Origin of the sequence: Actinophytocola xinjiangensis (genome assembly GCF_001921215.1) — a bacterium.
GTDB lineage: Bacteria > Actinomycetota > Actinomycetes > Mycobacteriales > Pseudonocardiaceae > Actinophytocola > Actinophytocola xinjiangensis.
The window spans coordinates 12,094-24,114 of the sequence record NZ_MSIF01000017.1 but is presented as its reverse complement, the minus strand read 5'-3'; the positions used below and the strand labels follow the sequence as shown (position 1 = coordinate 24,114).

13 protein-coding genes are annotated in these 12,021 nt (G+C 73.3%); all 13 read right to left on the bottom strand.

Annotation, left to right across the window (positions count from 1 at the left end; translation table 11 throughout):
• The 13 genes from BLA60_RS28210 to BLA60_RS28150 all read right to left on the bottom strand — a co-directional run bounded on the left by BLA60_RS28210 (position 1) and on the right by BLA60_RS28150 (position 11,989).
• Complete coding sequence (locus BLA60_RS28210; protein ID WP_075136049.1) at positions 1-576, bottom strand: TlpA family protein disulfide reductase; 576 nt, start codon at positions 574-576, stop codon at positions 1-3.
• Entirely contained in the window at positions 573-1,205 is a 633-nt protein-coding gene (locus BLA60_RS28205) for a histidine phosphatase family protein (RefSeq protein WP_075136048.1), read from the bottom strand. Before BLA60_RS28205 ends, BLA60_RS28210 begins: the two co-directional genes overlap by 4 nt.
• Positions 1,202-2,503 carry a glutamate-1-semialdehyde 2,1-aminomutase gene (hemL, locus tag BLA60_RS28200; RefSeq protein WP_084735332.1) on the bottom strand — a complete coding sequence of 434 codons (1,302 nt, stop codon included), beginning with the start codon at positions 2,501-2,503 and terminating at the stop codon, positions 1,202-1,204. The genes BLA60_RS28205 and hemL overlap by 4 nt, the downstream gene beginning before the upstream one ends.
• Entirely contained in the window at positions 2,493-2,846 is a 354-nt protein-coding gene (locus tag BLA60_RS28195; RefSeq protein ID WP_075136046.1) for a hypothetical protein, read from the bottom strand. The genes hemL and BLA60_RS28195 overlap by 11 nt, the downstream gene beginning before the upstream one ends.
• A gap of 21 nt (positions 2,847-2,867) precedes the next feature.
• Positions 2,868-3,428, bottom strand: coding sequence for a hypothetical protein (locus BLA60_RS28190; protein ID WP_075136045.1), 561 nt, complete (start codon positions 3,426-3,428; stop codon positions 2,868-2,870).
• A gap of 28 nt (positions 3,429-3,456) precedes the next feature.
• Positions 3,457-3,915: a hypothetical protein gene (locus BLA60_RS28185; RefSeq protein WP_075136044.1), complete on the bottom strand. Its 459-nt coding sequence runs from the start codon at positions 3,913-3,915 to the stop codon at positions 3,457-3,459.
• Positions 3,912-4,517, bottom strand: coding sequence for a hypothetical protein (locus BLA60_RS28180; RefSeq protein ID WP_075136043.1), 606 nt, complete (start codon positions 4,515-4,517; stop codon positions 3,912-3,914). Before BLA60_RS28180 ends, BLA60_RS28185 begins: the two co-directional genes overlap by 4 nt.
• Positions 4,518-4,546: 29 nt before the next feature.
• Positions 4,547-5,518 carry a porphobilinogen synthase gene (hemB, locus tag BLA60_RS28175; RefSeq protein WP_075136042.1) on the bottom strand — a complete coding sequence of 324 codons (972 nt, stop codon included), beginning with the start codon at positions 5,516-5,518 and terminating at the stop codon, positions 4,547-4,549.
• A 9-nt stretch (positions 5,519-5,527) separates the two neighbouring features.
• Positions 5,528-7,120 (bottom strand): bifunctional uroporphyrinogen-III C-methyltransferase/uroporphyrinogen-III synthase, encoded by a 1,593-nt coding sequence (locus BLA60_RS28170; protein WP_075136041.1) that lies wholly within the window; start codon positions 7,118-7,120, stop codon positions 5,528-5,530.
• Between the two features lie 43 nt (positions 7,121-7,163).
• On the bottom strand, positions 7,164-8,129 hold the full coding sequence (hemC, locus tag BLA60_RS28165) for a hydroxymethylbilane synthase (protein ID WP_075136040.1): 966 nt from the start codon (positions 8,127-8,129) through the stop codon (positions 7,164-7,166).
• Positions 8,126-9,451: a glutamyl-tRNA reductase gene (locus BLA60_RS28160; RefSeq protein WP_075136039.1), complete on the bottom strand. Its 1,326-nt coding sequence runs from the start codon at positions 9,449-9,451 to the stop codon at positions 8,126-8,128. Before BLA60_RS28160 ends, hemC begins: the two co-directional genes overlap by 4 nt.
• 87 nt (positions 9,452-9,538) lie before the next feature.
• A complete protein-coding gene (locus BLA60_RS28155; RefSeq protein WP_154814684.1) occupies positions 9,539-10,279 on the bottom strand; it encodes a redox-sensing transcriptional repressor Rex in 741 nt (246 codons plus the stop codon).
• 201 nt (positions 10,280-10,480) lie between these two features.
• Positions 10,481-11,989, bottom strand: a complete 1,509-nt coding sequence (locus BLA60_RS28150) for a molybdopterin-dependent oxidoreductase (protein WP_245812190.1) — start codon at positions 11,987-11,989, stop codon at positions 10,481-10,483.
• Positions 11,990-12,021 lie beyond the last annotated feature (32 nt).

Here is a 12,021-nt window from a genome sequence, read left to right as displayed (position 1 = left end):
TCAGCGTTCGTCGAGCAGGGCGTCCAGGGTGGGTGTGAGGTCCTGCGCCATCACGGCGCGGAGGAAGACCGCGGCCACCCGGTGCTTGTTGTCCAGGACGATCGTGGACGGGACGATCGAGCGCGGGTAGCCCTTGAGGCCCAGCAGACAACGGCCGGGCGGGTCGTAGATCGACGGGTAGGTCAGGCCGGTGTCGCGCACGAAGTCCTGGGCGGTGGTGCGGTTGGGGTCACGCACGTCGATGCCCAGCACGGTGAGGCCCTCGTCCTTGCGGGACTCGTAGATCTCCTCCAACTCGGGGGCCTCGGCGCGGCACGGGCCGCACCACTGGCCCCAGATGTTGATCACGACGACGTCGCCAACGAAGTCCGAGACGGCGATCTCCTCGCCCTCGTTCATCAGGTCGTCGCCGGAGATCTCCGGGACCTCCTGGCGGTCCTCGACGTCGTAGAGGATCGTGGTCTGGCCGCCCGGGGAGACGAACCGGAACTCCGCGCCCCGGACCACGGCGTCGGTGCCGGTGGTGCAGGCGGTGGCGGTCAGGGCCGCGGCCAGCAGCAGAACCAGTGTTCTCATGCGCCGGTGACCTTCGGGCTCGAAGCGCCGACCGGCTCCCCGTAGGCGATCCGGACCAGCCGTTCGTCGTCGAAGACCAGGCTGGTCAGCGACGCCAGGGAGCATTCGCGGCGGCGGGGGTCGTGCCAGAGGCGCTTGCCGTCCAGGAAGCGCCGCAGCGTCCAGATCGGCAGCTGGTGGGACACGCACACCGCCTCGTGACCCTCGGCCTGCCGGCGCGCCCGGTACACCGCGGCCAGCATCCGGCGGGCGATCACCAGGTACGGCTCGCCCCACGACGGCAGGAACGGGTTGTACAGCTTGGGCCAGTTCCTCGGCTGGCGCAGCGCGCCGTCACCGACCGACACGCGCTTGCCCTCGAACACGTTGTCGGCCTCGATGAGGTTCCCGTCCGTGGCCAGGGTCAGCTGGTGGGAGTCGGCGATCGGGGCGGCGGTCTGCTGGGCCCGGTCCAGCGGCGAGGCCACCACGTGGGTGATGTCGTTGCCCGCCAGGTGTTCGGCGACGATCAGCGCCTGGCGGCGGCCCAACTCCGAGAGGTTGAAGCCGGGCAGGCGGCCGTAGAGGATCCCGGTGGGGTTGTGCACCTCGCCGTGGCGCAGCAGGTGCACGGTCGTCCTGGTGCTCATGCCGCCGCCGCTCTCGCCGCCTCGGGCAGCGCCGAGGCGATGATCCCGAACGCCTCCTCGTCCATCGCGGCGTTGACGAACCACGCCTCGAACGCGCTGGGCGGCGCGTACACGCCCCTGGCCAGCAGCGCGTGGAATAACGCGGGGTAGCGGCCGGTCGCGGTGGCCTTCGCGCCGGCGTAGTCGCGGACCGGTTCGCCGGTGAAGAACACCGACAGCAGGTTGCCGGCGAACTGGACGGTGTGCTCGACACCGGCCTCGGTCAGCGCGGTGTCCAGCAGGGTGCCCAGGCGGGTCGCGTTGGTGTTCAGCGTCGTGTAGACCTCGGGGGTCGCCGCGCGCAGCGACGCCAGGCCGGCGGCCACGGCCACCGGGTTCCCGGACAGCGTGCCCGCCTGGTACACCGGGCCGGCCGGGGCCAGCGCGGCCATCACGTCGGCGCGGCCGCCGAACGCCGCCGCCGGCAGGCCGCCGGACATGACCTTGCCGAAGGTGTACAGGTCGCCGGCGACCGAGTCGATGCCGAACCAGCCGGCGGCCGACACCCGGAAGCCGGTCATCACCTCGTCCATCACCAGCAGCGCGCCGTGCTCGGTGCACAGGTCACGCAGGCCCTCGTTGAAGCCGGGGTCCGGGGCGATCGCACCCATGTTGCCGGCCGCCGCCTCGGTGATCACCGCCGCGATCTCGGCGCCGCGCTCGGCGAACGCCGCCCGCACCGCGTCGAGGTCGTTGTAGGGCAGCACGACCGTGTCGGCGGCCGACGCGCCGGTCACGCCCGGGGTGGTCGGCAGGCCGAGGGTGGCCACGCCGGAACCGGCCTCGGCGAGCAGCGCGTCCACGTGGCCGTGGTAGCAGCCGGCGAACTTGACGATCACCCGCCGGCCGGTGAAACCCCTGGCCAGGCGGATCGCGCTCATCGTGGCCTCGGTGCCCGAGTTGACCAGGCGGACCTGCTCGACCGGGCCGACCCGGCCGATGATCTCCGCCGCCAGGTCGATCTCGCCCTCGGTCGGGGTGCCGAACGACAGGCCGGAGGTCGCCGCCGCGCGCACGGCCTCGACCACCGGCTCGTGGGCGTGGCCGTGGATCATCGGGCCCCAGGAGGCCACCAGGTCGACGTAGCGGGTGCCGTCGGCGTCCCACAGGTACGGGCCCTGGCCCCGGACCATGAACCTGGGCGTGCCGCCGACCGCCTGGAACGCGCGTACCGGGGAGTTCACCCCGCCGGGCGTGACCGCCCGCGCCCGCTCGAACAGCTCCGCCGAACGCCGCGCGGTACCCACCTCAGTCCTCACGTGCCACCTTCGTCGATCGTTTGGCCTGCCTTGGCCGGGTCCGCACGGCCAGCGCCGCCTGACGCACCGCGTCCACCACCAGCAGCGCGCCCAGCGCGCCGAACCCGATCGCCGTGGCGAGCCAGTTGCCGTGGATCCGGTCGGCGACCACCTCACGCCCCTCGGAGGTCACCGTGAGGATCGTGGAGAAACCCCGGGGCCACGCCCAGAACGCGGCGAACACCAGGCCGCCGGCCAACGCCAGTTCGACGACCGCGACGAGCGCGCGCCACGGCCGGTGCAGCGCCGCCGGTTCGGTCGGCGGGGGCGCCACCAGCGGGGCGGCTGCCTGCGGAGCGGTCACGACGGCAACCCTCTCATGTACTCATCGTGGATGGCCGCCGCGCCGGGCGAGGCGGCGCTGGCGGTGCTCGGCGAAGTACCGGGTCGACTCCGGCCGGAACATGTAGATCACCGCCGTGATCATGAACGCGACCTCGGCCAGGTTCCACATCAGCCCCAGCTCGGCGCCGGTGCTGGCCATCGCGGACAGGAAGCTCATCGAGCCGACCACCGCGAAGATCGTGATCAGCATCCGGGCCCAGTTGCGGCCGGCGCGCATCTTCGTCGCGAACAGCAGCCACAGCCCCAGGAACAGCGCGATGCCGAAGCCCATGGCGACCCGGAAGGTACTCAGTGCCTGGGTGACCTCCGCGTCACCGTCGGGCAGGCCGGCGCCGGCGAGCGCCTCGCGGGCCAGGGTGAGCATCTGCTCACGGTCGAGCAGCACGGTCACCACGGTGGCCAGCGCGCCGACCACCGCCCCGGCCAGGCTCGCCTGGAACGCGGTGTCCACGGCCTTGGGCCGGGGGATCTCGCCGCTGCCGCCGTCCTGGACGGGCGGCATCGGCTCCCAGTTCCGGCCATCGTCGTGGGGGGTCGACACCCCTCCATTGAACATGACGCCGCCACGCTCAGTTCGGGTCGGGTTCGACCAGCCGGCGCAGCGCCTCCCGCAGGGTGTCGTCGTCGCGGGCCCAGGCCAGCACGACCGAGCCGCCGGACAGCCGCAGCGGCACGGCGTTGGTCTTGCGCGGCACGGTCCAGCCGCCGCCCAGGACCTTCGCCCCCACCGGCACGCCCACCTCGCTGACCTGGGCGATCGTGTCCACCGGGATCACTTCGCGACCCTGGGTGAGGGTGGCGGTGGTCAGCCGCACCAGGTAGACCTTGCGCCTGGCCTGCACCCACACCAGCGCGCCGCCGCCCAGCGCGACGGCCACCACCAGCCACTGCGACCAGTGCACCGGGCCACCGGTCACCAGTTCGACCACCGCGCCGATCACCGCGAACAGCGGCCCCCACAGCGCCGGCCACCAGGTCGAGCCGTCCTCGGCGAACAGCACCGGTTCGTCGGACGCCGGCTGGGTCACTTCACCGGCTGCCGTGGCGGGTAGAAGTCCCTGGCCCCCGGCAGGTACAGCAGCGCGCAGCCGATGGCCGCGAGCAGGCCGGCGAGCTGGCCGAACAGCGTCGGCACCGCCAGGTAGTGGAAGACCACGACGATCACCGTCGCGATGGTGACCAGCATCCGCGCCTTGCGCTGGCCCTCGCGGGCCTTGTAGGCGAACAGGCCCTGGAACGCGCCGAACACCACGTTGATGACGATCAGCGTCCACAGCGCGTTGGACACCACCCGCTCGGCCTCCTCGCGGGTGATCTTCTCCGCGCCCTCCAGGGTGAGCTGGTTGTTCACCAGCGTGTCCTTGTTGAGCATCAGGTAGATCGCCCCGACGACACCGACCACGACGGCCAGCGCGATCACGTAGAAGCCCCAGTTGACCACCGCCGGTGGCGGCTTGTCGCCGGCGGCCGCGGCCGCCTCCCGCGCGGTCGGCATGACCGGACGCGGCTTGTTCCTCACGGGCGGCTTCGCCGGCTGCTGCGCCGACCGCGCGGCCGGCTTCTTCGCCGGTTCGGCCGTGGTGTCCCGGTCGGCCGCGTCGTCCGCGTCCGAGTTGTCTGGCTTGGTCACGGCCGGGAGGTTACCCGCGACCGTGGGTCTCAGCGGAGCCAGCCCGCGGCTTCGACCGCCCAGTAGGTCAGCACGACGTCCGCGCCGGCCCGGCGGAACGCCGTCAGCGTCTCCAGCACGGCCGCCCGCCGGTCCAGCCAGCCGGCGGCCACGGCGGCCTCGACCATGCCGTACTCGCCGGAGATCTGGTAGGCCGCGACCGGCACGTCGCTGATCTCCGACACCGCGCGCAGCACGTCCAGGTAGAGCATGCCGGGCTTGACCATCACCAGGTCGGCGCCCTCGTCGAGGTCCAGCCGCACCTCGCGCAGCGCCTCCCGGACGTTGCCGGGGTCCTGCTGGTAGGTCTTGCGGTCCCCGACCAGCTGCGACTCGACGGCGTCGCGGAACGGGCCGTAGAACGCCGAGTTGTACTTCGCCGAGTAGGCCAGCACGCCGACGTCGCCTCGCCCGGCGCGGTCCAGCGCCTCGCGGATCGCGCCGACCTGGCCGTCCATCATCCCGCTTGGCCCCAGCAGGTGCGCGCCGGCCTCGGCCTGGGCCAGGGCCATGTCCCCGTAGATCCGCAGCGTGGCGTCGTTGTCGACGTTGCCGTCGGCGTCGAGCACCCCGCAGTGGCCGTGGTCGGTGAACTCGTCGAGACACAGGTCCGACATCAGCACCGTGTCGTCGCCGAGTTCGGCGCGCAGGTCGCGCAGGGCGACGTTGAGCACGCCGTCGGGGTCCAGCCCGCCGGAGCCGGTCGCGTCGCGCCGCTGCGGCACGCCGAACAGCATCAGCCCGCCGACGCCGGCGGCCACCGCCTCGACCGCGGCCTTGCGCAGCGAGTCCCGCGTGTGCTGGACGACGCCGGGCATGGTCGCGATCGGCTGCGGCTCGGTCGCCCCCTCGCGGACGAACATGGGCAGCACCAACTGGTTGGGCCGCACGGTCGTCTCGGCGACCAGCCGCCGCAGCGCGGCGGTGCCACGCAGCCGGCGGGGCCGGTGACTCGGGAACATGGCCACTCCCTAGCGGCGGGCTCGCTTGGTCTTGCGGGGCGGGGGCAACGCGCCTTCGGCGCGCAGGCGGGCGGCGTGCTCGGCCAGCGCGTCCACCAGCGAGGGCACCTGGGCGTGCTCGGGCTGCACGTCCACGCGCAGGCCGAACTCCCGGGCCGTCTCGGCGGTCTTCGGGCCGATGCAGGCGACCAGCGTGCGGGTGTGCGGCTTGCCGGCGATACCGACGAGGTTGCGCACGGTCGAGGACGAGGTGAAGCACACCGCGTCGAACCCACCGGTCTTGATCATCTCGCGGGTCTCGGCGGGCGGCGGCGCGGCCCGCACCGTGCGGTACGCGGTCACGTCGTCGATCTCCCAGCCACGGTCGCGCAGGCCGGCGGCGAGAGTCTCGGTCGCGATGTCGGCGCGGGGCAGCAGCACCCGGTCCACCGGGTCGAGGATGTCGTCGTAGGGCGGGAACTCCTCCAACAGGCCCTCCGAGGACTGCTCACCGGAGGGGACCAGCTCGGGGATGATGCCGAAGCTACGCACCCGCTCGGCCGTGGCCTCGCCGACACAGGCGATCTTCACGCCGGAGAACGCGCGGGCGTCCAGGCCGAACTCGGCGAACTTCTCCCACACCGCGCGCACCGCGTTGGTGGAGGTGAACACCAGCCACTGGTAGCGGCCGTCGACCAGGCCCTTGACCGAGCGCTCCATCTGCGCGGGGCTGCGCGGTGGCTCGACCGAGATCGTCGGGACCTCCGAGGGGATGGCGCCGTGCAGCCGCAGCCGCTCGCTCATCTCCCCCGCCTGGTCCTTGGTCCGGGGGACCAGCACGCGCCAGCCGTAGAGCGCGCGGGACTCCCACCAGGACAGCTTGGTGCGCCCGGCGACCGCCTGGCCGACGGTGACCACCAGGTTGCCGGCGATCTCGCCGGCGTCGGCGGCCAGCGAGGCCAGCGTGGTGTCCAGGGTGCGCTGGCCGGAGCCGGTGCCGTCGGCGGTCACCGCGACCGGGGTCTGCGGCGCGAGGCCGTGCTCGGCGAGCGCGCCGGCCGCCTCGGCGAGGTGGCTGGAGCTGGCGAGCAGCACGATCGGGCCGGGCGTGGCCGCCAGGCCAGCCCAGTCGACCTCACCGCGCACGTCGACCTCGGTGTGCGCGGCGCCCAGGGCGATGCCGGCGTAGGCCGGGACCGCGGTGCCGGGCGGCACGCCGGGCACCACGTCGAACGCGGCGCTGGTGCGGGCCACGGCCTGCGCCTCGGCGACGAGGGCGGAGTTGGTCAGCGGGTCGCCGGAGACCAGGCGGATCACCAGCCGACCGGCCTTGGCCTCGGTCACCAGGTCCTTCGCGACGTCGGTCGGGTCGCCGACGGCCGGGCGGACCTCGGCCCTGGCCTGCTCGCCGGCCTCCTCCGCACCGGCGGGGTCGCCGGCGGGGTCGCCGGAGAGTTCACTGCCGGCGATGGCCAGCACGCCGGCCGGCACGTCGGGGTCGGTCACGACGAGCTCGGCCCTGGCGAGGAGCTCCTTGGCGCGGACGGTGAGGAGCCCGGGGTCGCCCGGGCCGGAACCGACGAACGCGATGCGACCCGAGCTCTTTCGGGTACGGGTGGTCATTTCTCGGCCACTTTCTTTCATCAGCACAGTCTGTGGTCGTCAACTACGACTCGGGGCCGGACAGCACGCCGGCTCCGAGTTCGAGCAGTTCGGCGGCCAACGCGCGCCCCAACTGCTCCCCTGCGGTCAGGTCACCGGTGGCCGAGGCGCGCAGCAACTCGACGGCGGTTCCCTCCAGCCCACTGTCGATGGTCCAGTTGACCGCCGCGACCCCGCGCAGCGACAGGCGGTGAACCACCTGGTCGTCGGCGTCGAGGTCCTCGACGACGTCGGCCAACGCACCGACCGGCGCGCTGCAACCTGCCTCGAGGGTGGCCAGCATGGCGCGTTCCGCGGCCACCGCCACCCTCGTCGACTGGTCGTCCACAATGGACTGAAGGAGGTGTTCGGTGTCGACGTCGCTCACCCGGCACTCCACCGCGAGCGCCCCCTGCGCGGGAGCCGGCAGCACCTGGATCGGGTCGAGCACCTCGGTGACCTCGCCCAGCCGGCCGAGCCGGGCGAGCCCGGCCCTGGCCAACACGACGGCATCCAGCTCGCCGTCGGAGACCTTGCGAATACGGGTGTCCACGTTGCCGCGGATCGCCACGATGGTCAGCCCGAGACCGAGCGCGGCCAACTGGGCCGCCCGGCGCGGGGAACCGGTACCGACGCGCGAGCCGGGCGGCAGCTCGCCGAGCGTCAACCCGTCCCTGGCCACCAGCGCGTCCCGGGGGTCGGCCCGTGGCGGAACGGCGGCCAACGAAAGCCTCGGATCGGGCTTGGTCGGCAGATCCTTGTAGGAGTGCACGGCGACGTCGACCGTGCCGTCGGCGAGCGCGTCGCGCAACGCCGAGGTGAACACGCCGACACCGATCTCGGCGATCGGCGCCGACGAGCGGTCGCCGGGGGTCACCACGGTCACGATCTCGACCTTGGCACCGGCGCTGGACAGCTGGTCGGCCACGGTCCCGGTCTGGGCGAGCGCCAACGCGCTGCCCCGGGTACCGATCCGGATCGTGCGGGTCACCGGCGTTCACCATCCGTCTTCACGGCACCCTTGGCGATCGCCACCGGTGCGGTCGGGTCGAGCCCGAACAGCTCGCGCAGCGCCTCGGCGTACTCGGCGCCGCCGGGAGCCGAGGCCAGCTCCTTGACCCGCACGGTCGGCGTGTGCAGCAGCTTGTCCACGACCCGGCGCACGGTCTGCGCGACCTCGCCGCGCACCCCCGCGTCCAGCTCGGGCAGCCGCGAGTCCAACCGCAGCAGCTCGGCGTCCACCACCTCGGCGGCGCGGCGGCGCAACGCGGTGACCGTGGGAGTGACCTCGGCCGAGCGCTGGGTGGCGAAGTAGCCGCGCACCTCCTCGGCGACGATCGCGCTGGCCCGCTGGGTGTCCAGGCCGCTGGGCGCGGTGGCCAGCCGGCGCTGCAGGCTCTCCAGGTCGACGATGGTGACGTGGTCGAGATCGGCGATCTGGGCGTCCACGTCGCGGGGCAGACCCAGGTCGCAGATCACCAGCGCGCGGTCACGGCCGGCGAGCGCCACCTCGGCGGTGCCGGCGTCGATCACCGAGCCGGACGCGCCGGTGCAGGAGACCACGACGTCGGCGGCGGCCAGCTGGGCGGCCAGATCACCGAGACCGACGGCCGTGGCCGGCACGCCGTGCTCGCGTTGCAACTCGGCCAGCCGCGCCCCGGCGCTCTCGGTCCGGTTGGCGACGACGATCTCGCCGATGCCCTCGCGGCGCAGCGCCGCGGCGGCCAGCCCGCCCATCGACCCGGCGCCGACGATCAGCGCGCGGCGCCCCGCGAGCCCGTCGAGCAGCCGGTCGGCGTCGGCCAGCGCCTCGGACACCACCGAGCCGCCGGCCCGGTCCAGACCGGTCTCGGAGTGCACCCGCTTGCCGACCCGCAGCGCCCGCTGCACCAGCTCGTGCAGCGTGCGGCCGACGGTGCCGGCCTCGCGGGCCGTGCCGTAGGCGTTGCGGACCTGGCCGAGGATCTGCGACTCGCCGACGACCATCGAGTCCAGCCCGGCGACGACGGTGAACAGGTGCTCGACGGCGGCGGCCGCGTAGTGGACGTAGAGGTGCTCGTAGAGTTCGGCGGCGTCGAGCCCGGAGTGCCGGCCCAGGACCCCGACGATGTCGGCGAGCCCACCGTGGAAGGCCTGGACGACCGCGTAGACCTCGACCCGGTTGCAGGTGGTCACCATCGTCGCCTCGACGACGTTCTCGCAGCGCAGCAGCTCGTCGAGGACCTTGCCGACCTCACCGGCCGGCACCGTCGCACGCTCCAGCACCCGCAGGTCAGCGGACCGATGAGACAGCCCAACCGCCAGAAGACTCACGACGCCCCCTCGCAGGCTCGGTCGCGCCGCTCGCGGTCGCCCTGTGACATTGGTTCGCTCGCACGCTCGCTCACGACGCCCCCTCGATCACCGACGCACCGCCACGCCGTTGGGGTTGGCCACCCCGTTGACCCGCTGGGCCGGCGTCGCGTCCTCGGCCGGGGCGTGGTCGGCCCGGCGGGCGACGTGGAAGGACAGGATCTGCAACTCGACCGCGAGGTCGACCTTGCGCACCTCGACCGTCTCCGGGACCTGGAGCACGACGGGCGCGAAGTTCAGGATGCACTCGACACCGGCCTCGACCAGCCGGTCGCACACGGCCTGGGCGGCCGGCGGCGGGGTGGCGATCACGCCGATGGTGACCTCGCGGGCGGCACACACGGACGGGATGTCGTCGATGTGGGCGACCGGAATACCCCCGACGGGCACACCCATCAGGTCGGGGTCGACGTCGAACAGTGCGGTCACCGGGAAGCCTCTGCCTGGAAATCCGCCGTAGTTGGCGAGTGCGTGTCCGAGGTTACCGATGCCGACTACAGCGACGCTTTGCTCGCGCGTGAGGCCGAGCACACGTTCGATCTGGTCGACGAGCACCTCGACCTCGTAGCCAACGCCCCGGGTGCCGTACGAGCCGATGTAGGACAGGTCCTTGCGCAGCTTCGCCGAGTTGACGCCGGCCGCCACCGACAGTTCCTCGCTGGACACCGAACCGACGCCCTGCTCGCGCATCCCGGACAGCACCCGCAGGTACACGGCCAGGCGGGCGACGGCGGCCTCGGGGATCGCCCTGGCCCGGTCACGCAGGCCGTTGCCGCCGATGGCGGGCATCGGTGTGGTGATCTCGGCCGCGTTCTCGGCGGGCGCGCGGCGGGATCTACCGGCTGCGTCGGACTGGCCACGCTGCGCCACGCTGCTACTCCTCGAATACCGGCCCCTGGGATGTGCTTACGGTAGCTGCTTGTGAACGCGGGCACAAAGTCGCCGGCCAGGGCCGTTTTCGCGGCCTTTCGCGACGGTGTCCGCTGGTGGTCAGGAGACCGTCACGGTGACCGTGTGCCACCCCGTGGCCCCGTCGGGTGCGGGTGGGGCCAGGCGGTCGGTCTGGGTCGCGCCGGTGCGGTCGGTGGCCCGCACGGCGATCCGGTGGTCCCCGGGCGCCAGGTCCAGCCGGACCCGCCACATCCGCCACGTGTTGACGCTCACCTCGGTCGCCAGCTCGGCGTCGCGCCACCGGCCGTCGACACCGACCTCGACCCGGTCGATCCCGACGGCCGGGGCCCACGCGACCCCCGCGACGGTCAGCTCGCCGCCGGTGGCCGAGCCGTCGTGCGGGGTGTCGATCCTCGACTGGGTCTTCACCGGTCCGCGAGCCGACCAGCCGCGCGGGATCCAGTACCCCTGCTTGGCGGCGAAGGTGGTCAGCTCCAGGTCGGTGACCCACTTGGTGGCCGAGACGTAGCCGTAGAGGCCGGGCACGACCAGCCGCGCGGGGAAACCGTGCTCGACCGGCAGCGGCTCGCCGTTCATGCCGATCGCCAGCAGCGCGCCCCGGGCGGGGTCGAGCACGGCGTCGACCGGGCTGCCGGCGGTGAACCCGTCGACGCTGGTGGACAGCAGCTGGTCGGCGTCGGGGCGCACCCCGGCCTCGTCGAGCAGCTCACGCAGCGGGACGCCGATGAACTCGGCCGTGGACACCAGCGAGCCGCCGACCTCGTTGGACACACAGGCCAGGGTGACCGGCCGCTCCACCAGCCGGCGCCCGCTCAGGGCGGCGAAGTCCAGGTCGAGTTCGCGCTCGACCAGGCCGTGCACCCGCAGCCGCCAGTCCTGGGCGCTGACCTGGGGGACGGTCAGCGCCGTGTCGATCCGGTAGAAGTCGCGGTTGGCGGTGATGAACGAGGCGGTGCCCGGGAAGTCCGCCCCCGCCGGGACCGGCGGCGCCGGGTCGGCCACGCGCAGCCGGCCGACCTCGCGCCGGGACGCCTCGACGTCCACCCGGGAGGAGAGCACCGCGCCCAGGCCGCCGAGCAGCCCGGCGCCGAGCGCGACCCCGCCGGACAGCCGCAGGAACGCGCGCCGGTCGCCGCTGGTGGTGGTCGTCAGTGCCCTGGTGTGCAGCAGGCGGAAGGTGAACACGCCGGCCAGCAGGCTGGCGATGGGGGCCAGGAAGCCGAGCTGGCCGAGGTCGGGCCGGCTGGTCACGGCCACGAACCCGACGATCCCGAGCCCGACGGCGACCAGCAGACCCGGCCAGGCGCGGCGCCGGGAGGCCAGCGCGCCGGCGACCACGACCGCCAGCAGCACCAGCGTCACGCCGAGGAACAGCACGAGTTTGTCGGCCGTGCCGAAGGTCTGCTTGGCCCACTCGGTGACCGGGTGCGGGCTCAGGTCGCGCACCCAGTTCCCGACCGCCAGGAACGGCGAGGCCGGCGGCCCGACGAACCCGGCGACCAGGTGCCCGGCCGCGAGCGCCGCCCCCACCGCGATCACCGCCACGGCGACCGACCGCCCACGACTCAACTCGGGTTCGGAATCCACGCCGACCACAGTCCCGCCACCGCGACCGGACC

What these genes read in the sequence shown, in the direction of transcription:
- BLA60_RS28170 (WP_075136041.1), bottom strand. Translation starts at nt 7,120, where the DNA reads ATGACCACCCGTACCCGAAAGAGCTCGGGTCGCATCGCGTTCGTCGGT.
- BLA60_RS28210 (WP_075136049.1), bottom strand. Translation starts at nt 576, where the DNA reads ATGAGAACACTGGTTCTGCTGCTGGCCGCGGCCCTGACCGCCACCGCC.
- BLA60_RS28205 (WP_075136048.1), bottom strand. Translation starts at nt 1,205, where the DNA reads ATGAGCACCAGGACGACCGTGCACCTGCTGCGCCACGGCGAGGTGCAC.
- BLA60_RS28155 (WP_154814684.1), bottom strand. Translation starts at nt 10,279, where the DNA reads ATGCCCGCCATCGGCGGCAACGGCCTGCGTGACCGGGCCAGGGCGATC.
- hemB (WP_075136042.1), bottom strand. Translation starts at nt 5,518, where the DNA reads ATGTTCCCGAGTCACCGGCCCCGCCGGCTGCGTGGCACCGCCGCGCTG.